The sequence below is a fragment of the Actinomycetospora soli genome (genome assembly GCF_021026295.1).
GTDB classification, from domain to species: Bacteria; Actinomycetota; Actinomycetes; order Mycobacteriales; family Pseudonocardiaceae; genus Actinomycetospora; species Actinomycetospora soli.
Window position 1 is genome coordinate 20619 of sequence record NZ_JAJNDA010000023.1, and the last position, 19639, is coordinate 40257.

The following is a 19639-nucleotide window of genomic DNA, read 5'->3' on the forward strand; positions in this document are numbered from 1 at the left end:
CCGGATCGAGGGATCGGCGCCGGGTTTCAGTAACCCGCGAGCAGATGCTGCACGCGCCGCAGCGTTCCCGACGACAGCCGGCTCACGCCCGGCCGTGCCGGACGCCGGCCCCACAGCACCAGGAGCCGCGACGCGGCGTCCAGCTCGAGCCCGACCGGCACCGTCTCGCCCTCCCCCGGGCGGCGCAGCCGCGCACCCGCCCTCCCGGTCGCGCTCCGTCCCGCTGCGTCGTCCGCTGCCGTGACCTCCACGACGACGTCCTCCGCGCCCGGGCTGCGCAGCGCGACCCGCAGCGGATCGCCGGGGTCGGCGGCCGCCCCGGCCCGCGGCAGGATGGTCCCGAGCTCGGCCAGGCCGTGCGCGGTCAGGTCGGGACCCGCGAGCAGGGACGCACCGGTCGCGTCGTCACCCACGAGATTCCAGCGGTGCAGCGCGAACTCGCCGCGCAGGTGCGTCCGGAAGGCGGACACCGCCATCCGTGGCCCGGTCCACGGCACGACGGCCTGCGGCTCGTCGTCGAGCACCGCGCCGATCACGGCCTGCATCCGCTCCTCCTCCGCGACCACAGAGTCGAGCAGGTGGTCGAACGGCAGCGCGAGGTAGGGCGCCTCCCGCTCGGCGAACGACCGCGTCGCGGGCACGGGCTCCCCCGCCCGGTGGGGCCGGACGTGGCGGACCACCTCGGCGCAGGCGGCGGCCTGGTGGGCGGCCACCTCGTGGGTGGTCCAGCCGGGGCAGGCCGACACCGCACGGGGTCCGACGGTGCGGCAGGCGTCGAGGAAGGCGTCGCGTTCTCGGCTCACGGCCGCACAGCCTGGGTGCGGGACGCTTCGCTCCCCGGCGAACCGGGACGGTCCTACGGTCGGCCCATGACCGGGGACGCCGACCTGTCCGTCGTGGCCGCCGCGCTCGCCGACCGCGGGCGGGCGCGGATGGTCCTGGCCGTCACCGACGGGCGGGCGCTGCCCGCGTCCGTCCTCGCCGCGGAGGCCGGGGTGTCCCCCGCGACCGCGAGCGCGCACCTGCGCCGGCTTCTCGACGCCGGGGTGCTCCGCGTGGAGGAGCGCGGCCGCTTCCGCTACTTCCGGCTGGCGGGGCCCGAGATGGCCGACCTGGTCGAGGCGCTCGGGCGGGTGTCGCCGCCGCAGCCCGTGCGCTCGCTGCGGGAGGGCACCCGCGCGCACGCCCTGCGGCTCGCCCGCACCTGCTACGACCACGTCGCGGGCCGCCTCGGCGTGGCCGTCACCGACGCCCTCCTCGACCTCGGGCACCTGGAGGGCGACCGGTCGTCGGGCGCGGACACCGTCGCCCGGCAGCTCACCCCGGGCGGCCGCGCGGCGCTCACCGCGCTCGGGGTGGCCGTGCCCGCCGCCACGGCGGTCCGCTGCTGCGTGGACTGGACCGAGCAGCGCCACCACGTGGCCGGGCCGCTCGGGCGCGCACTCCTGCGGACCATGACCGACCGCGCCTGGGTCCGGCCCGCGCGCGGCAGCCGCGCCCTCACCGTCACCGCGGCGGGCCGGGCCGCCCTGGTGGACGCGCTCGGCGTGGTCTGGCCGCCCCCGCACGGCCCGGACCGGGTCTCGGCGACCCGGTCCGGGCCCGTCCCTCCCCCCGAGGGTCGCGGGCCCGCGGGTCAGCGGGCGGCCGGGTAGCCCATCACGTCGAGGATCAGCGGCGACTGCGCCGTGCGCGGTCCCGCGCCGGCCCGGTCGATCTGGAACGGCACCGGACCGGAGGACCCCTGCACGATCGACTCGTCGGAGACCACGCGGCCCTCGACGGTGAAGGAGTCGAACTCGAAGGGCAGACCGTTGGCCGCGAGCGGATCGGTCCGGTCCATCACGTGGAAGTGCAGGTGCGGGGCGCTCGTGTTGCCCGAGTTCCCCAGCTTCCCGAGCACCTGCCCGCGGCGCAGGGGCTGGCCGACCGCGAGGTTCGTGGGGTTGCCAGGCTGGAGGTGCGCGTAGAAGGCGTAGCGGCCTCCCCCGATGTCCTGCACCACGTGGTTGCCGCCGTACTCGGCGAGCGAGAGCCCCTCCGGGTTCGCCCCGGGCGGCTGCATCGGCAGGTTGCTCACGAGGCCCACGACCGGTCCGTCGGCGACGGCCAGGATGTCGGCCCCGACGTACGGGTAGCTCGCGAGGTCGGTCGGCGCCCCCACCATCATCCGGTCCGACGCGTCGACCCGGACGTAGTCGATGGCGAACCGTTCGGGCGCCCACAGCCGCCCGTCGATGGGGCTGACGGCTCCCCGGTGGGCGCCGAGCCGGCAGCAGCTGTCGCCGTCGACCCAGCCGGAGCCCGCCAGCGGGGGCGAGATGCGCACCGGCGGGGTCCGGTCGACCTCCACGCCGCCGACCGGCTCGGTGAGCGTGGCCGGGACCAGCGGCGGGTTCGCCTGGGCGAACGCCACGTCGAGCCGGTGGTCGAGCCGCGACGGGACCGGGTCGGTGGGCGCGAGGGAGACGTCGACCCAGAGCAGGCCGCCCTGACCGCCCTGCAGCTCGCGCGTCCCCGGCGTCCCCCCGTTCGGCCGCATCCACGCGTTCAGGGCGTCGCCGTCGAGACGCAGCACCGGACGACCGTCGGCGAGCACCTCCAGCCCGGTGATCGTCGCCGGGGACGAGAGGATGTTGCCGAGCACGAGTTCGTAGGCCAGGTGGACCCGCCCGTCGGTGGCGGGGACCGGGATCGGCGCGTCGAGCACCGAGGCGGCGACCGGGGTGAACACCGAGGTGCCCCCGGGGACGACGTCGGGCGACGACGGGCCGCCGAAGGGCCCGTCCTGCCCGGCGCCGGGCGGCGCGGACGACGGGGGCGGCGCGGACGCGGGGCCGGACCCGCCGCAGGCCGCCAGGAACAGCACCGCCGCGAGCAGGGCGCCCACGGCGGCCGCCCGTCCTCCTCGTCGCAGGCGCACGACGACCTCCCCCAGAGAACGTCCGGGATGTCGGGATCCCCCGGACCATGGACGTCCGACGCTAGGAGTCGCATGATCGACGCGCTGTCAGCACGACGACAGCAGGGTTGAACCAGTCGGGTGAACTAGATCCGGAACCAGTCACGGGGGGTGCCTCGGTGTCGGTCATCGACGAGGTCGGGCGCGAGCGGGTGCAGGACGCGGTGCGACGGTGCCCGCAGCTGCGCCACCTCGACGCGGCGGCGGTCGGGGAGGTCGCCCGGGCCGCCTTCCTGCGGCACTACCGCGCGGGCGAGGCCGTGTTCCGCGAGGGCGGGCCCGGCGACGCCCTGTTCGTGCTCCTGCGGGGCTCGGTCGTGGCCCGTCTCGGGTCGGTCGACGGCGACGTCATCGACCTGGGCGCGGCGCTGGAGGGCCACGCCTTCGGGTACTTCGAGGTGCTGTGCCCCGGGCCCCGCACCGAGGACGCGGTGGCGGTGCGCGCGTCGACGGTGCTCGTCGTCCCCGCGGCGCCCGCCCTGCGCGCGCTGCGCGGCAGTCCGGACACGCTCCTGGCCCTCGCACAGGACCTCGTCCGGATCGTCGGCCTGCAGAACCGGGCGCGCAGCGGCCTGCGGCTCCGGGTCGACCAGCGGGTCGCCGCCCTCCTGCTCGAGCTCGCGGCGGGCGCCGACGTCGTCGACCTCGACGGGCCGCAGGCCCTGCTCGCACAGCGCCTCGGCATCGCCCGCCAGACCCTCAACGCCGCGCTGCGCGACCTCGCCGGCCGGGACCTCCTCACCGTCCACCCGGGTGGACGCCGGATGTCCCTCGACCGCGACGGTCTGGCGCGGCACGCCTCCGCCCGGTGATCATGCCGTCGTGACCTCGACGCTCGTGGTCGGCCACGACCACGTGGCCGGACTCGGCTGCCTCGCCGACCGCCCGGAGCTCGGCGCGGTCACCTGGTGCACCGCGCACCCCGACGCCGGGTTCCCCGACCCGACGCCCCACGACCTCGTCGTCGTCCTCGGTGCGCCGTGGCCGCGGTCGGCGATGCCCTGGATCGAGCGCGAACGGGCCTTCCTGACGACCGCCCACGACGCCGGGGCCCGCGTGCTCGGGATCTGCTTCGGCGCCCAGCTCGTCGCCGAGGTGCTCGGTGGCTCCGTGCGGCGGCTGGACCGGCCACGGATCGGCTGGTTCCCCGTCGGACCGCAGGACGACCGCGTCGCGGCCGGCCCCTGGTTCTCCTGGCACGCCGACCAGCTCGACCCGCCGTCGGGAAGTCACGTCCTCGCGCACGACGACGCCGGCGTCGCCGCCTTCCGCCACGGCCGCTGGGCCGGCGTGCAGTTCCACCCCGAGATGACCCCGGCGCTGCTCGAGCGCTGGTTCTCGGCGCCGGGGAGCGATCCCGACGACGGGTTGCGCCGCGACACCGCACGCCACGCGCCCGCCGCGGCGGCCGCCGTGCCGGGACTGCTGGGCGCCCTCCTCGACGACGAACGGGCCGCCCGTCACCCCGGGAGGTGACGAACGGCCCGTGCGTGCGGGACGAGGATCAGCCGTGGGCCTTGTGGTAGGCCTCGCTGACCTCGGAGGGGATGCGGCCGCGCTCCGACACGTTGTAGTTGGTGTTCTTGCGCGCCCACTCCCGGATCGCCTGGTTCTGCTCGCGGTCGACCGAGGCGCGGCCGCCGCCCTTGCGGGCCGGGGCGGCCGTCGCCGCCGCGGCCTTCGCGCCACCGCCCGAGCGGCGCCGGCCCGACACCTTGCGGGCGTGGGCCACGTAGTCGGCGAGCTCGTCGCGGAGTCTCGACGCATTCGCGTCGGACAGGTCGATCTCGTAGGTGGTCCCGTCGATGCCGAACTCGACGGTCTCGTCGGCCTCGGACTCGTCGAGGTCGTCGACGAGGGTCACGACCACTTTCTGCGCCACGCGATGAATTCCTTCCACGACCCCCGAACGGCCGGTCGCGCGTCGCCGCGCGCCGTGAACCGGAATGGTTCGCGGCGCAGCGTAAATGCGCGTCCGTCGTCGTGTCGAGGCGGGTCCACCGTGACGGGCGGCGCACAAAGGAATTGGCAGTGCACCTAGTCGGGAACCGCCGAGGAGTCGGGCACCACCACCGCGAACATGTCGGAGAGCGCGGCGAGGCTCGCGGCCTGCAACGCGGAGGCCTCGACCACGCCGTTCGGACCCGGCAACGCCCGTGTCGCGGTGGCGCCCGCGACGACGGTCGGGGCGAAGCCGAGGTTGAACGCACTGCGCGCCGTCGAGTTGACGCACATGTGCGTCATGAAACCGGCGAGAACGAGATTCGTGACGCCGGCGTCACGCAGGTACTGCTCGAGGTCGGTGTTCACGAACGAGCTCGGGAAGTTCTTCACCACCCGGTGCTCACCCGGTCGCGGCGCGACGGCGTCGACGATCGCGCCGATGTCGTCGTTCGTGTCGTACGGCGTGCCCGCACCCGCCTCGTGCTGCACGTGCACGATCGTCGAACCCGCGGCGCGGGCCCGCTCGAGCAGCCGGGCCGCCTCGTCGATGGCGGGCCCGACGTTCTCGAGGGCCATGACGCCGCGGGTGTAGGTGTTCTGCAGGTCGATCATCACCAGGGCGGAGCCGGTGAGCGACGCCGGATCGCCGGGCATGCCGGTGAGTTCGCGCAGGGTGGTGCTGGGTTCGGTCACGGTGGTTCTCCTCGTCGGGAACGGTCGGGACGTACGAAGGGCACCCCGGCCCGGTGGCCAGGGTGCCCCTCGTGCGGTACCGCGTGGAAGCGCTACGCGCCCTCGAGCTCCCGCCACTCGTCGTCGGTGAACAGCCGCGAACGGATGATGAACCGGACGCCCTCGGGCGCCTCGACGCTGAATCCGCTGCCGCGTCCCTTCACGACGTCGACGGTCAGGTGGGTGTGCTTCCAGTACTCGTACTGCGACGCCGACATGTGGAATCCGATCGGCTTCTCGAGCCCCGCCACCTCGAGATCCCCGAGGTGGACGTCCTGCCCGCCGAGCTTGAAGTCGCCGTCCGGGTAGCACATCGGGGCGCTGCCGTCGCAGCACCCGCCGGACTGGTGGAACATCAGCGGGCCGTGGAGATCGGTCAGCCTCACCAGGAGTTCGGCCGCCTGCGGGGACAGCGCGACGCGCGCGGTCCCGGAACCGGGCACCTCCGGCACCTCGTCGGTGACATCGGTGCTGGTGCTGATCTCGGTCATCGCAGGCCTCCCTCGGTCGTCGTCGGCGCGGGCCCGATCAGAAGAAGCCCATCGCGTTCTGCGAGTAGCTCACCAGCAGGTTCTTGGTCTGCTGGTAGTGGTCGAGCATCATCTTGTGGTTCTCGCGGCCGATGCCCGACTGCTTGTACCCGCCGAACGCGGCGTGCGCCGGGTACTGGTGGTAGTTGTTCACCCAGACCCGGCCGGCCTGGATCTCGCGGCCGGCGCGGTAGGCGGTGGCGCCGTCGCGCGACCACACCCCGGCACCGAGGCCGTAGAGGGTGTCGTTGGCGATCCTCATGGCCTCCTCGTAGTCGGAGAACTTCGCCACCGACAGCACCGGGCCGAAGATCTCCTCCTGGAAGATCCGCATCGAGTTGTCGCCCTCGAAGATGGTCGGCTGGATGTAGTAGCCGCCGGCCAGGTCCCCGCCGAGGTCGTTCTTGTCGCCACCGGTCAGGATGCGCGCGCCCTCCTGGCGACCGATGTCGATGTAGGAGAGGATCTTCTCGAACTGGTCGTTCGAGGCCTGCGCCCCGATCATCGTGTCGGTGTCGAGCGGGTTGCCCTGCTTGACCTGCTCGGTGCGCTTCACGGCCTGGGCCAGGAACTCGTCGTAGTGGCCCTGCTGGATGAGCGCCCGCGACGGGCAGGTGCAGACCTCGCCCTGGTTGAGGGCGAACATCGTGAAGCCCTCGAGGCACTTGTCGTAGAAGGCGTCGTTCTGCGCCGACACGTCGTCGAAGAAGACGTTCGGGCTCTTGCCGCCGAGCTCGAGGGTGACCGGGATCAGGTTCTCCGAGGCGTACTGGGAGATCAGGCGACCCGTCGTCGTCTCACCGGTGAAGGCGATCTTGCGGATGCGCGGCGAGGAGGCGAGGGGCTTCCCGGCCTCGACGCCGAAGCCGTTGACGATGTTGAGCACGCCGGCCGGGAGGAGGTCGCCGACGACGTCCATGAGGACGTGGATCGAGGCCGGGGTCTGCTCGGCGGGCTTGAGGACGACCGCGTTGCCGGCGGCGAGCGCGGGGGCCAGCTTCCAGATCGCCATGAGGATCGGGAAGTTCCACGGGATGATCTGACCGACCACGCCCAACGGCTCGTGGAAGTGGTAGGCGACCGTGTCCTCGTCGATCTGGGAGAGCGAGCCCTCCTGGGCGCGGATCGCGCCGGCGAAGTAGCGGAGGTGGTCGATCGCGAGCGGGATGTCGGCGGCGAGGGTCTCGCGGCAGGCCTTGCCGTTCTCCCAGCTCTCCGCGATGGCGATCTTCTCGAGGTTCGCCTCGATGCGGTCGGCCATCTTGTTCAGGATGTTCGCGCGCTCACCGACCGAGGTCCTCCCCCACGCCGGGGCGGCGGCGTGCGCGGCGTCGAGGGCCTTCTCGACGTCCTCGGCCGTCCCGCGGGCGACCTCGCAGAAGTTCTGGCCGGTGACCGGGGTCGGGTTCTCGAAGTACTGGCCCTTCACCGGGGCGACGTACTCGCCGCCGATCCAGTGGTCGTACCGGGACTTGAAGCTGACGACCGAGCCCTCGGTCCCGGGGGCTGCGTAGACGGCCATCGTTGGTCCTCCCAAAGTGGTCGGCCGTGCCTGTTCTTCCGGAGAGGCGCGGGCGCACGGCGGGCTCGCCTCTGTGACGCAGGACGCTAGGCAGCCGGGGGTTGCAGCGACGTTGCACTCAGATGCGCCGTACACGGACGGACAGCTCCGCAGATGAGGAGTGCTGGACCGGTCGAGTAAGGGTTGCCTCACCCCGTGATCCGGCGCACGATGGAGACCTGACCCGACGAGGTCCACGGGGTGGTGGATGACGACGCAGGCGGACGCCTGGGGGGACCCGGTCGAGCGGGCGGCCCTGCTCGCGCGGGTCCGCGACGCCGTGCTGGGCGGCGGCCGCGCGGAGATCGATCCGCGGACCGTCGTCTCCGACTCCTGGCGCCGGTCGCTCGCGGCGCGCGTCGACCCCGACCACGGCGCACCCGCCCACGTGTTCGACGACGGCGAGCTCGCCGCCGTCCGCGAGCACCACCCGCTGTCCCCCGTGCTGCCGCTGCTGCGCACCACGCTGCTGGAGATCGCCGACGAGGCGATGCACGTCATGATCGTCACCGACGCGCAGGGCCACATCCTGTGGCGCGAGGGCGCGGCGGGGATGCTGCACCTCGCCGACGACCTCGAACTGGCCGAGGGCTTCCGCTGGAGCGAGGACTCCGCCGGCACCAACGCGATGGGCACCTCCCTCGCCTCGGACGCCGCGGTGCAGATCCACTCCTCCGAGCACCTCGTCGCGCAGTACCACCGGTTCACCTGCGCCGCGGCCCCGATCCACGACCCCGACACCGGCGAGGCGGTCGGCGCGGTCGACCTCACCGGGCCGGTGCGCACGTTCCACCCGAGCACGCTGGCGCTGGTCACCGCGGCGGCCCGGCTCGCGGAGAACCATCTCGCCACCCGCCAGGCCATCCGGGACGAGCGGCTGCGCACGCGCAACCTCCCCCACCTCTCCGGCCTCGACGCGCCCGGCGCGCTGCTGAGCCCCGCCGGCCGCGTCCTCGCCGCGACGCCGCACGGGTGGATCGACGAGCGGATCACGCTGCCCGGGGCCGGCGACCGGGTCTCGCTCGGCGAGCACGGCGAGGGCGTCGTCGAGCCCCTCGCCGAGGGCTGGCTGCTCCGCCTCGAGCGGCCCTCCGGGATGCGGGCCCGCCCGACGCTCGCGCTGCCGTTCCTCGGCGTCCCCCGCCCGGTCGCCCGGCTCGACGGACGGCCGGTCCGCCTCGGCGCCCGCCACGCGGAACTGCTCGCCCTGCTCGCGCTGCACCCCGAGGGGCTCTCCGCCGACGCGCTCGCCCTCGAGATCTACGGCGAGCGCGGCAACCCCGTCACCGTGCGCGCCGAGATGCACCGCCTGCGCCACCTGCTCGAGTCGCTCCCCAACGGCGCGGGGGTGGTCAAGACGCAGCCCTACCGGATCGAGGCCCGCGTCGACGCCGACTTCCTGACACTGCGCGACGCCCTCCGGTCCGGCGCCGTGCCCGACACCGCCCTGGTCGGGCGCGGGGAGCTGCTCCCGACCTCCGACGCGCCCGGCATCCGGGCGCTGCGCGACGAGCTCGACGTCGGGGTCCGCCGCGCGGTCCTGCGCGCGGGCGACACCGCCGCCCTCTGGGCCCTGTCCCGCACCCCGGCCGGCCGCGAGGATCTCGAGCTGGTCGACCGGCTACGCCACCTGCTGCCGGTGAGCGACCCCCGGCACGCCGAACTTCCCGACGACGGGTGACCCGGCTCAAGCGGTTCGGCGGGCGGTGGTCACCGCCCGCGTGATCGCCAGGGACAGCACTGCAGCCACCAGGCAGAGCGCCCCCGCGCCCCACCAGGCGCCGTCGTAGCTGCCGGTGGTGTCGCGGACCAGGCCCGCTCCGAAGGCGGCCAGCGCCGACCCGACCTGGTGGGACGCGAAGACCCAGCCGAAGACGATCGGCCCGCGGTCCCCGAACCACTCCCGGCACAGCGCCACCGTCGGCGGCACGGTGGCCACCCAGTCCAGCCCGTAGAACACGATGAACGCCCACATCGGCGGGATCGCGGTGGGGGCGAGCAGCAGCGGGAGCACGAGCAGCGACGCCCCGCGGAGCACGTAGTAGACGGCGAGCAGCCGCCGCGGATCCCACCGGTCGGTGAGCCAGCCCGAGAGGATCGTCCCGGCCACGTCGAACACCCCGACGACCGCGAGCAGGCCCGCCGCGGTGGTCGTCGGCATCCCGTGGTCGTGCGCGGCAGGCACGAAGTGCGTGCCGATGAGCCCGACGGTCGTCGCGCCGCAGATCGCGAACCCGCCGGCGAGCAGCCAGAACGTGCGGGTGCGCGCCGCCTCGCCGAGCACGGCGACCGCGCGGCGGGCCGCGCCGCCGCCGGCACCCGTCGTCGGGATCGCCGCCGCCAGGGAGCCGGGGTCCGCGCCGTGCGCGACGGTGCCGACGTCGGCCGGCGAGTCCCGCAGGAAGAGGATCACCACGGGCACCACGACGAGCGCGCCCCCGGCCACCAGCAGCGACGCGGCCCGCCACCCGACGCTCTCCGACAGCGCCGCCATGAGCGGCAGGAAGACGAGGCCGCCCGCGGCCTGGGCGGCCGTCAGGACCCCGCTGACGAGGCCGCGGCGCCGGACGAACCAGCGCCCGGTGACGGTCGCGACGAAGGCGAGCGCCATCGACCCGGTGCCGACCCCGACGAGCACGCCCCAGAGCAGCATCAGCTGCCAGACCTGCGTCATCCACACCGTGAGCCCGCTGCCCGCGGCCACGAGGACGAGCGCCACGGCGACCACGCGCCGCATGCCGAAGCGCTCCATCAGCGCCGCCGCGAACGGGGAGAAGACGCCGTAGAGCACGAGGTTGATCGACACGGCGGTGGAGATCGTGGCGGTCGACCAGCCGAACTCGTCGTGCAGCGGCGCGATGAGCACGCCGGGCGCGGAGCGGAACCCGGCGGCCCCCATGAGGGCGACGAAGGCGGTCGCGGCGACGGCCCACGGCCACCAGGAGGAGCGGGTGCGCCGGGTCGACGGCGCGGCCACATCGGTCACGAACGGACACGATGCCCCTCCGATCGACGCCGGACCAGTGGCAGGAACGCCATCGGATGCCAGAATCCGGCCATGGCCCACGTCGTCGCGGTGCTCGCCCTCCCCCCGGTGGTCGGCTTCGACCTCGCGATCCCGCCCCAGGTGTTCGGGACCGCCGAGCGCGACGGCCGCCCGCTCTACGACGTCCGCGTCTGCGCGCTGGAACCCGGGCCCGTCCCGACGACCGCGGGCTACGCGCTGCACGTCGAGCACGGTCCCGAGGCGCTCGCCGCGGCCGACACGGTGCTCGTGCCCGGCACGCACCACGTCCCCGCGCGGCGCGACGGTGTCCTGCCGCCCGAGGTCCTGCAGGCCCTCGACACCGTCCCGGCGGGCGCCCGCTGGATGTCGATCTGCACCGGGGCGTTCGTGCTCGCCGCGGCCGGACGCCTCGCCGGACGACGGGCCACCACGCACTGGGCGCGGGCCGAGCGCCTGCGCGCCCTGCACCCGGACGTCGAGATCGACGAGGACGTGCTCTTCGTCGACGAGGGCGACCTCGCCACCTCCGCCGGACTCGCCGCCGGGATCGACCTCTGTCTGCACGTGGTGCGCCGCGACCACGGCGAGGCGGTGGCCAACGAGGTCGCCCGGCACCTCGTCGTGGCGCCCTGGCGCGACGGCGGGCAGGCCCAGTTCATCGAGCGGCCGCTGCCCGTCGACGACGGCGGCTCCACCGCGGCGACCCGCGCCTGGGCCCGCGAGCACCTGGCCGAGCCGCTCGACGTCGCGACCCTCGCCCGGCACGCGACCATGAGCACCCGCACCTTCGCCCGCCGGTTCCGCGCCGAGACCGGGACGTCCCCGCACGCCTGGATCCTCGCGCAGCGGGTCGCCCACGCCCGGCGGCTGCTCGAGTCGACCGACCTCGCCGTCGAGCGGGTCGCCGCCGAGGCCGGGCTGGGCACCACGTCGTCGTTGCGGGCGCACCTCGCCGCGGACGTGGGCCTCTCCCCCGTCGCCTACCGGCGCACCTACCGGGCGACGCCGCGGGTCGGGGCCTGATCGCCTGCCGAGCCGGCACCCATCTGCCGGCGACCAGCGCGCTGCCCGCCGAAGTCAGTGGCATCGGGCGCCCTCCAGGGCGCTCCGTGCCACTGAAATCCGACCACGACTCCGCGGACCCCACCACCAGGTGCACCCCGCAACGCCCCGGGGCCCGACTCACTGTCGGGCGCGCCGCTCCTCCCGGGCCCGCGCCGCCTCGCGGACCCGCCCGAAGACGAGGCGCAGGCCCTGGAGGGTGAGGTCGGGAACGTGGTGGGTGATCGTCGTGCACTCCGGCGCGACGACGGGCGCGAGCCCGCCGCACGCGACCACCGCGAGGGGGCTGCGGCCGGCCGTGTCCTTCGCCGCGATCTCCTCGCCGATCCGCCGGACGAGCCCGTCGACCATGGCGGCCGCGCCGAGCACGAGGCCGGCCTGCATGCTCTCCACGGTCGAGCGGCCCAGCACGGTGCGCGGCGCCACCAGCTCCACCGGCCGCAGCCCGGCGGCCCGCACCGCGAGGGCGTCCGCCGACACCGCGACGCCGGCCGCGAGCGCCCCGCCGAGGAACTCGCCGTCGGCGGAGACGCCGTCGATCGTGGTCGAGGTCCCGAAGGTCACCACCACGCACGGTCCGCCGACGCGCTGGTGCGCCGCGAGGGCCTGCACCACGCGGTCGGCGCCGACCTCCTTGGGGTTGTCGACCAGCAGCGGCACACCGGTGCGCACCCCCGGCTCGACGAGCACGCGGGCCACCCCCGCGAAGTGCCGGTCGAGCATGCCGCGCAGCTCGCGGAGCAGGGCGGGGACCGTCGAGAGTGCCGCGACGCCGTCGACCTCCGCGAGCAGTGGACCGAGCATGCCGCGCACGCTCAGGGCGAGCTCGTCGGCGGTCGCCCGGCGCTCGGTGCGGATCCGGGCGTCCCAGCGGGACGCCACCGACCCGTCGTCGGGAACGCCCGACGACGGGTAGAGCGCCAGTGCCGTCTGCGTGTTGCCGACGTCGATGCAGAGCAGCACGTGACCCGGCCCGGCCTCAGTTCAGGGCGGCGGCCCGCGTGCCCGACACCAGCAGCGACGCCTCCGGGGCGTCGGCCGGGACGAACGCGGGGTCGGAGCCCTGGTCGAGCACCCGGTTGCGGTCGTCGACGAACACGACGCGGGGCTGGTAGGCGCGCGCCTCGGCGTCCTCCATCTGCCCGTAGGCGATGAGGATGACGAGGTCGCCGGGGTGCACGAGGTGCGCGGCCGCGCCGTTGATCCCGATGACGCCGGAGCCGGCCTCGCCCGGGATCACGTAGGTCTCGAGGCGGGCGCCGTTGGTGACGTCGACGATCGCGACCTGCTCGCCCTCGAGCAGGTCGGCCGCGGCCATCAGGTCGGTGTCGACGGTGACCGAGCCGACGTAGTGCAGGTCCGCGTCGGTGACCGTCGCCCGGTGGATCTTGGACTTGAGCATCGTGCGCAGCATCAGACTCTCTCCGTCACCGAGACGTGGGCGTTGTCGATCAGGCGGGTGGTGCCGAGGCGGGCGGCGATCAGCAGGCGGGCGTCGCCGATGGTCGGGGCGGGACCGAGGTCGGGGCTGCGCAGCTCGACGTAGTCGACCTCGAGCGCGGGCTCCGACGCGAGCACCTCGCGGGCCGCGGCGACGACCGCCTCCGGCCCCTGCTCGCCGGCGTACTGGCCGGCCGAGAGTGCGGCGGAGATGGTCACGGCCTGCTGCCGCTGGGTCGCGTCGAGGTAGGCGTTGCGGCTCGAGCGGGCGAGCCCGTCGGTCTCGCGGACGGTGGGGACGCCGACGACGTGGACGTCGATGTCGAGGTCGCGGACCATGCGGCGGATCAGGGCCAGCTGCTGCCAGTCCTTCTCGCCGAAGAACGCGACGTCGGGGACGCAGACGGCGAAGAGCTTGTTGACCACCGTGAGCATCCCGGCGAAGTGGCCGGGCCGGGCGGCGCCCTCGAGCTGGTCGCCGAGCGGACCCGGGTCGATGCTCGTGGTGAAGCCCGCGGGGTACATGGTGTCGACCTCGGGGGCGAACACCAGCTCGACGCCCTCCTCGCGACACATCTCGAGGTCGGCCTCGAAGGCGCGGGGGTAGCGGTCGAAGTCCTCGGTCGGCCCGAACTGGCGCGGGTTGACGAAGATCGACACGACCGTCGTGGAGCCGGGGATCGAGCGGGCGCGGCGCATCAGCTCGCGGTGGCCGTCGTGCAGGGCGCCCATGGTCGGCACGAGCGTGACCCGGCGACCGCCGCCGCGCATTGCCTTCGTGACGCGACGAAGCGTGTTCGGGTCGGCGTGGACGGTCAGGCCGTCCTTGACGTACTTCGGCCGGGAACGCCCGAGCAGGTCGTGCGTGCGCAGGCTGGACGGGCGGGTCACGGGGTGTGCCTCTCGAGGACGGTGGACAGCTCCTGGACGTCGTCGTCGCCGATCAACCCGCCCGCGTGCGCCCGCTCCGCCGTGCGGCGGGCGAGAGCGCGGTACAGCTCGGCCGACTCCGGCGCCCGGGCGTCCAGGTGGCGGAGGTGGGTGGCGACGGTGCCCGCGTCGCCGCGGGCGACCGGCCCGGTCAGGGCGCGGTCGCCGAGACGCAGGGCGTTGTCGAGCGCCGCGGACAGCAACGGCGCGAGGACGCGTTCGGCGGGCTCGATCCCGGCGTCGCGCAGCAGGTCGGCGGCCTCGCGGACGAGGGTGACCAGGTGGTTCGCGCCGTGTGCGAGCGCCGCGTGGTACAGCGGGCGCATCGCCTCGGGGATGCGCACCGGCTCGGCGCCGATCTCGACGACGAGCGCCTCGCCGACCAGCCAGGCCGCTTCGGCGTCCTCGGTCGGGGTGTCGCTCGCGGTGACCCCGATGCACGCGCCGGCCAGCCGGGTCACGTCCTCGGGGCGGCCGGTGATCGTCATGGCCGGGTGCAGGGCGATGGGCAGCACGTCGTGCTCGGCGGCCGGACCCAGGACGCCGACGCCGTGGGAGCCGCAGGTGTGCACGAGGATCTGCCCGGGCCGCAGGCAGCCGGCGGCGGCGAGGCCGCGGACCAGCCCGGGCAGGACGTCGTCGGGCACGGCGAGCACGGCCAGGTCCGCGTTCCGGACGACCTCGTCGGGCGGGAGGATCTCGGCGCCGGGCAGCAGGGCCTCGGCGCGGGCACGGGAGGCGCGGGAGACGGCCGAGGCGGCGACGACCGTGTGACCGGCGGCCGCGAGCGCGGCCCCCATCACGGAACCCACCCGCCCGGCGGAGACCACGCCGACGTCGAGACGCGCGGGCCTGGGCCCACCGACCGGCCCGGCGTCGCTGCCGGAGGCGCTCACGAGCACACCCCTTCACCACTCGTCGTTCCCGTCCCGCTCAGCGGAGCGGGTACCGGACGATGCGCAGGCGAGGGTAGACGTGCGACGACGTCCGGGTGGCCGCGCGTGATCGGGATGACATCGGGGACCGCGGACGACTCCCGGACGTCAGCGGTGGCACACCGCTGACGTCGAACGTGCGCAGGGCGCCACGCACGCCTCCGCGGCGCCGACTACCGCGGCGGCCCCTGCCAGGGTTGCGACGGCGGGTACGGCCGGCCCTGGTACGGCGGCTGCGGACCCGACCACCCGGGCCCGGGAGGACCCGACGTCGGGAAGGGACCGGAGGGCGGGGGCCCCGAGGGCGGGGGGCCGGACGGCGGGCCGGGCGGGGGCTGGTGGCCCTGCGGCACGCCGGGCGCCGTGACGGCGGCCATGCGGGTGCGGACGACGTTGTCGAGCAGTTCGGCGTGCCAGCGCGGGTCGGGCGGGATCGCGCCGCGTTCCGCGCGGGCGCGCAGGAAGGCGAGCTCGGACACCGCGTGCTGGTAGTGCACGACGGCGTCCGCGGCCGGCTTGCCGGCGGTCCGCTTCACCGCCGCGAGCCAACGACGACGGCCGGACATGCTCCCCAGCAGCGGGACCTCGCTCTCGGCGATCCAGCCCGCGGCGGCGAAGCCGGGCATCTGGCGGGCGAGCACCTCGCGCTCCCGCCGTCGCTGCCAGACCACCAGGCCGATGAGCGCGAGGAACAGCGGCACCATGATCAGCAGGTAGACCCCGAAGAACCCCGGCCCGAGCTGCGTGGCCGAGTTCCACAGCGCGTGCAGGACGACCGCGAGCACGTAGCCGCCGAGGATCGCCAGGGCGCCCACCGCCCGCGACCGCACGCTCGCCGCGATCCCGACCCCGATCCCCGTCATCGCGGTGAACAGCGGGTGGGCGAAGGGCGAGAGGAGGCCGCGGAGGATGAAGGTCGCGACGACGCCGGCGACCGGTGCGCTGCCGTCGTCGGTGAAGGCCCGCCCGAAGTAGATGATGTTCTCGGTGAAGGCGAACCCCGCGCCGACGAAGCCGGCGTAGACGATGCCGTCGACGATCCCGTCGAACTCGCGGCGCCGGAACAGCAGCAGCCCCACCACGAACGCGCCCTTGACGAACTCCTCGACCAGCGGCGCGGAGATCACCGCGCCGACGAAGTCGCCCTGTCCCTGCCCGAGCAGCAGCTCGGCGGCGAGCACTGCGCTCGAGTTGATGATCAGCGCGACGAGCGCCGCGAACCCGGCGCCCCAGAGGAAGGCGGTGAACAGCAGGCGCGGCGGCTCCGGCTCCCAGCGGTCCACCCAGGCGAACGCGAGCAGCACCGGACCGACCGGCAGCAGAGCGCAGATCGCGCCGACGATCACGCCCGCGGTCCCGATCTCGGTGCTGGCGAAGCCCACGGCGACGAGCGCGCAGATGCCGAGCACGATGAGCCCGACGACGGGCCAGACGAGGGTGCGGCGCTGCTGCGGGGCGAGCCGCACCGGGGAGGCGATCACCCTGCCGCAGGGTAGTGGTTCACGGCGCGCGGGGCGGGACGGGCGATCAGCGCGGCGGGCGGCGGCGGTCCTGCGCGTGCGCCGCGAGCAGCTCGGCGACCGTGCGCCCTCCCGTGGTGCGGCCGGGCAGCGACGGCTGCGACGGGTGCGAGACCTCGTTGACGTGCTGGCGCGGCAGGCGCGGACCGTTCCCGACGGCGGGTGGGGCGGACCGGGCGCGGGGCCCCTCGCCCGCGACGACGTGCAGCTGCGGCGGCAGCGGCGCCGCCCGGGTCTCCGCGTTCTCCAGGTGCGAGCGCAGCCGCTCGACCTCGGCGCGCAGCCCCGCGAGCTCCTGCCCGGCCTCGGCGGCGACCTCGCGGCGCACCGTCTGCTCGACGGTCAGCTCGTGCTCGCGACGGGCGTCGACCTCGGCGGCGAGCTCGAGCTCGTAGGTCCGGCGCATCGACTCCAGCTCGCGCTCCGGGTCGCTCCCGCCGGCCCCGCTGCGGCGGGCGAGGGCCGCGACGGCGAGCAGCGCCGCCCAGAGCCCGGCGATCACGCCGAGACGCAGCATCCGGTCGTCGTCGGCGAAGACCACCGTGGCCGCGGCGACCGCGGCGCACAGCGCGGTGACGACGAGCAGGACACGCACCACGGGGTCACCGGGCCGTCCACCACCCGAGGCGGGGGACGGGCGCGACCCGCGACGCCGGTCGGCCCCGGGGTTGGCCATGTCCGAACTGTACCGACCGCGACCGTGTGACCACGGTGCGGTCCGGTCGCCCGGTCGGGCGGGACCGGGCGACGGGCCCCGAACGGGTCCGGGACGGGCGTCAGCGACGGTCGTCGGGGACGGGGTGTTCGGGGTCGTCCGGGGTGCGGCAGCACCACTCCAGCGCCAGGGCCGCACCGACGAGGACCGCCGCCCCCACGATCCCGACGATCGCCGCGGTGGTGTCCTGGGCGGCCGCGGCCACCTCGGCGCGCCGGGGCAGCACGTGGGCCAGCACGCCGCACCAGGCGCCCCCGACGAGCGCGCCGGCCAGGGCCGAGGCCTTCGCCAGCGCCACCGCCCGCGCCGCGGCGAGCGCGTCGACCGGTCGTGCCCCGGGCCGGCGCTGGATCCGGCGGTACAACACGACCGCGATCCCGGCCTCCACCAGCCCGAGCACGAGGAAGGTCAGGCCCGCCGGCGCGGGCAGCGGCGGGATCGAGCCGTAGAGCAGTCCGAGCGCGAACTTGGTGGCGAGGCCGGCGGCCACCGCGAGGACGAGCAGGACCGACGGGCTGGTGCGGGTGGTCATCGGGTGGTCATCCCTGCTCCCCCGACGGCCCGACCTCCGCCCGGACCCCCGCCCGCTCGTCCTCGGGCAGCGCCGCGAGCAGCTCGGCGACCCGGCCGCGGCCGGGCACCTCGTCGTCCGGCGCGATCTCCGCCCACGGCACCAGGACGAACGCGCGCTCCTGGAGGCGCGGGTGCGGCAGGAGCAGTTCGGGGTCGGCGCTGTGCACCGGGCTGCCGTCGGCGGCCGTGACGGTGAGGACGTCGACGTCGAGCGTCCGCGGGCCCCAGCGGACCGCGCCCGCGCCGCGGTCGCGGTCGCGGTCCTGTTCCGCGCGCTGTGCGCGGGCGAGCCAGTCCCGGGCGTCGGCCGCGTCGTCGTCGACGAGCACGACGAGGTTGAGGAAGTCGTCCTGGTCCACCCCGCCCCAGGGCGCGGTGCGGTAGATCGACGACACCGCCCGCGTCCACGGGGCGAGCGCGGCGAGGCCGGCCGCGAGGTGGGCCCGCCGGTCGCCGAGGTTCGACCCCAGCGAGAGCACCGCCCGCGTCACGTGTCCTCCGGCCGCCGACCGGAGCGCACGGGCGCCGCGCCGGGGCGGCGGCGCCGGATCCGGACCGCGACGTCGTCGAACGGCCGCTGGATCGGCGCCTGCGGCTTGTGGAGGGTGACCTCGACCTCGGCCACCCGCGAATCGTCGAGGACCACGGCCGCGACGTCGGCGGCCACGGCCTCGATCAGCGCCCGCGGGGCCCCTTCGACGACGACCGCGGCCGCCTCGGCGAGCGCGCCGTAGTCGACCGTGTCGTCCAGGTCGTCGCTGCGGCCCGCCGCGGTGAGGTCGACGTGCAGGACGAGGTCGAGGACGAAGTCCTGCCCGTCGCGGCGCTCGTGCTCGAACACGCCGTGGTGGCCGCGGACCCGCAGGCCGCGCAGCTCGATGGTGTCGGTCACGGGTCGGTCCTCGCGACCCGGGAGGTGCCCCAGTGCCAGGCCGCGGCCACCGCGACGGCGTCGAGCGAGGCCCCGACCTCGTGCACCCGCACCCCCCAGGCGCCCGCGTTGGCGGCGAGGGCGGAGACCGCGGCGGTCGCGTGCTCGCGCCCGTCGGGCGGACGGGGAGCGCCGTCGTCGTCGGCGAGCAGCGCCCCGAGGAACCGCTTGCGGGACGCGCCGACGAGCACCGGGAAGTCGAGGGAGGTGAAGACGTCGAGCTTGCGCAGCAGCTGCCAGTTGTGGGCGGCGGTCTTGGCGAACCCGAGCCCCGGGTCGAGGACGAGCCGGGCGGGGTCGACCCCGGCGAGGACGGCCCGGTCGATCTGCTCGATCAGCTCGGCGAGGACCTCCCCGACCACGTCCTCGTAGCTGGCGAGGTTCGCCATCCGGTCCGAGGGCCCGCGCCAGTGCATGAGCACCCAGCCGCAGCCGGCGTCGGCCACGACGCGGGCCATCGTCGGGTCGGCGAGGCCGCCGGAGACGTCGTTGACGAGTTCGGCGCCCGCCTCCAGCGCCTTCACCGCGACCTCGGCGCGCGTGGTGTCCACGCTGACGCGGACCCCCTGCGCCACCAGCTCGGCGACGACGGGGACCACCCGCTCGATCTCGGTGGCGGCGTCGACCCGCTCGGCGCCCGGCCGGGTCGACTCCCCGCCGACGTCGACGTAGGTCGCGCCCCGCCGGGCCATCGCCACGCCGTGGGCGACGGCGTCGTCCCGGTCGATCCACCGACCGCCGTCCGAGAACGAGTCGGGCGTGACGTTGAGGACGCCCATCACCAGGCAGTGGTTGGG

The 19639-nt window shown here is 75.1% G+C and carries 22 protein-coding genes; 5 read left to right on the forward strand and 17 right to left on the reverse strand.

Annotated features, from left to right (window positions below):
- Positions 1 to 26 precede the first annotated feature (26 nt).
- Entirely contained in the window at positions 27 to 803 is a 777-nt protein-coding gene (locus tag LN037_RS26865) for a maleylpyruvate isomerase N-terminal domain-containing protein (RefSeq protein ID WP_230759251.1), read from the reverse strand.
- A 66-nt stretch (positions 804 to 869) separates the two neighbouring features.
- On the opposite strand from LN037_RS26865, the gene LN037_RS26870 reads away from it, so the two are divergent.
- Entirely contained in the window at positions 870 to 1655 is a 786-nt protein-coding gene (locus LN037_RS26870) for an ArsR/SmtB family transcription factor (RefSeq protein ID WP_230759253.1), read from the forward strand.
- Here LN037_RS26870 and LN037_RS26875 read toward each other — a convergent pair.
- Positions 1637 to 2923, reverse strand: a complete 1287-nt coding sequence (locus LN037_RS26875) for a M23 family metallopeptidase (protein ID WP_230759255.1) — start codon at positions 2921 to 2923, stop codon at positions 1637 to 1639. The two genes, LN037_RS26870 and LN037_RS26875, sit on opposite strands and share 19 nt — an antisense overlap.
- A 158-nt stretch (positions 2924 to 3081) precedes the next feature.
- On the opposite strand from LN037_RS26875, the gene LN037_RS26880 reads away from it, so the two are divergent.
- Positions 3082 to 3774, forward strand: coding sequence for a Crp/Fnr family transcriptional regulator (locus LN037_RS26880; RefSeq protein WP_230759258.1), 693 nt, complete (start codon positions 3082 to 3084; stop codon positions 3772 to 3774).
- Positions 3775 to 3784: 10 nt separating this feature from the next.
- A complete protein-coding gene (locus LN037_RS26885) occupies positions 3785 to 4438 on the forward strand; it encodes a type 1 glutamine amidotransferase (RefSeq protein ID WP_230759259.1) in 654 nt (217 codons plus the stop codon).
- A 28-nt stretch (positions 4439 to 4466) separates the two neighbouring features.
- On the opposite strand, the gene LN037_RS26890 is transcribed toward LN037_RS26885, so the two are convergent.
- The 4 genes from LN037_RS26890 to exaC form a co-directional block, all read right to left on the reverse strand.
- Complete coding sequence (locus LN037_RS26890) at positions 4467 to 4844, reverse strand: histone-like nucleoid-structuring protein Lsr2 (RefSeq protein WP_230759261.1); 378 nt, start codon at positions 4842 to 4844, stop codon at positions 4467 to 4469.
- Between the two features lie 155 nt (positions 4845 to 4999).
- Positions 5000 to 5599 (reverse strand): cysteine hydrolase family protein, encoded by a 600-nt coding sequence (locus tag LN037_RS26895; protein WP_230759263.1) that lies wholly within the window; start codon positions 5597 to 5599, stop codon positions 5000 to 5002.
- A 92-nt stretch (positions 5600 to 5691) separates the two neighbouring features.
- Positions 5692 to 6129: a DUF779 domain-containing protein gene (locus LN037_RS26900; RefSeq protein WP_230759265.1), complete on the reverse strand. Its 438-nt coding sequence runs from the start codon at positions 6127 to 6129 to the stop codon at positions 5692 to 5694.
- Positions 6130 to 6166: 37 nt separating this feature from the next.
- Entirely contained in the window at positions 6167 to 7690 is a 1524-nt protein-coding gene (gene exaC, locus LN037_RS26905; RefSeq protein WP_230759267.1) for an acetaldehyde dehydrogenase ExaC, read from the reverse strand.
- Positions 7691 to 7937: 247 nt separating this feature from the next.
- On the opposite strand from exaC, the gene LN037_RS26910 reads away from it, so the two are divergent.
- Entirely contained in the window at positions 7938 to 9410 is a 1473-nt protein-coding gene (locus tag LN037_RS26910) for a GAF domain-containing protein (protein WP_230759269.1), read from the forward strand.
- Positions 9411 to 9416: 6 nt separating this feature from the next.
- On the opposite strand, the gene LN037_RS26915 is transcribed toward LN037_RS26910, so the two are convergent.
- The gene (locus LN037_RS26915) at positions 9417 to 10628 is read right to left on the reverse strand and encodes an MFS transporter (RefSeq protein WP_230759365.1); all 1212 of its coding nucleotides are present in this window, start codon (positions 10626 to 10628) and stop codon (positions 9417 to 9419) included.
- 159 nt (positions 10629 to 10787) lie between these two features.
- On the opposite strand from LN037_RS26915, the gene LN037_RS26920 reads away from it, so the two are divergent.
- The gene (locus LN037_RS26920; RefSeq protein WP_230759271.1) at positions 10788 to 11759 is read left to right on the forward strand and encodes a GlxA family transcriptional regulator; all 972 of its coding nucleotides are present in this window, start codon (positions 10788 to 10790) and stop codon (positions 11757 to 11759) included.
- Between the two features lie 159 nt (positions 11760 to 11918).
- On the opposite strand, the gene LN037_RS26925 is transcribed toward LN037_RS26920, so the two are convergent.
- From LN037_RS26925 to folP, 10 genes are all read right to left on the reverse strand, one after another.
- Complete coding sequence (locus LN037_RS26925) at positions 11919 to 12761, reverse strand: type III pantothenate kinase (RefSeq protein ID WP_308286199.1); 843 nt, start codon at positions 12759 to 12761, stop codon at positions 11919 to 11921.
- A gap of 16 nt (positions 12762 to 12777) precedes the next feature.
- A complete protein-coding gene (panD, locus tag LN037_RS26930; protein ID WP_230759273.1) occupies positions 12778 to 13212 on the reverse strand; it encodes an aspartate 1-decarboxylase in 435 nt (144 codons plus the stop codon).
- Positions 13212 to 14129, reverse strand: coding sequence for a pantoate--beta-alanine ligase (gene panC, locus LN037_RS26935; protein WP_230759275.1), 918 nt, complete (start codon positions 14127 to 14129; stop codon positions 13212 to 13214). The genes panD and panC overlap by 1 nt, the downstream gene beginning before the upstream one ends.
- On the reverse strand, positions 14126 to 15070 hold the full coding sequence (locus LN037_RS26940) for a Rossmann-like and DUF2520 domain-containing protein (protein ID WP_308286200.1): 945 nt from the start codon (positions 15068 to 15070) through the stop codon (positions 14126 to 14128). Before LN037_RS26940 ends, panC begins: the two co-directional genes overlap by 4 nt.
- A gap of 206 nt (positions 15071 to 15276) precedes the next feature.
- Positions 15277 to 16584 (reverse strand): PrsW family intramembrane metalloprotease, encoded by a 1308-nt coding sequence (locus tag LN037_RS26945; protein WP_230759277.1) that lies wholly within the window; start codon positions 16582 to 16584, stop codon positions 15277 to 15279.
- A gap of 46 nt (positions 16585 to 16630) precedes the next feature.
- Complete coding sequence (locus LN037_RS26950) at positions 16631 to 17299, reverse strand: DUF6779 domain-containing protein (RefSeq protein ID WP_230759279.1); 669 nt, start codon at positions 17297 to 17299, stop codon at positions 16631 to 16633.
- Between the two features lie 100 nt (positions 17300 to 17399).
- Positions 17400 to 17870 carry a DUF3180 domain-containing protein gene (locus LN037_RS26955; protein ID WP_230759281.1) on the reverse strand — a complete coding sequence of 157 codons (471 nt, stop codon included), beginning with the start codon at positions 17868 to 17870 and terminating at the stop codon, positions 17400 to 17402.
- Between the two features lie 7 nt (positions 17871 to 17877).
- Positions 17878 to 18402, reverse strand: a complete 525-nt coding sequence (gene folK, locus LN037_RS26960) for a 2-amino-4-hydroxy-6-hydroxymethyldihydropteridine diphosphokinase (protein ID WP_230759283.1) — start codon at positions 18400 to 18402, stop codon at positions 17878 to 17880.
- Positions 18399 to 18803 (reverse strand): dihydroneopterin aldolase, encoded by a 405-nt coding sequence (gene folB, locus LN037_RS26965; RefSeq protein WP_230759285.1) that lies wholly within the window; start codon positions 18801 to 18803, stop codon positions 18399 to 18401. Before folB ends, folK begins: the two co-directional genes overlap by 4 nt.
- Positions 18800 to 19621, reverse strand: a complete 822-nt coding sequence (gene folP / locus LN037_RS26970; protein ID WP_255695062.1) for a dihydropteroate synthase — start codon at positions 19619 to 19621, stop codon at positions 18800 to 18802. The genes folB and folP overlap by 4 nt, the downstream gene beginning before the upstream one ends.
- Positions 19622 to 19639: the final 18 nt, after the last annotated feature.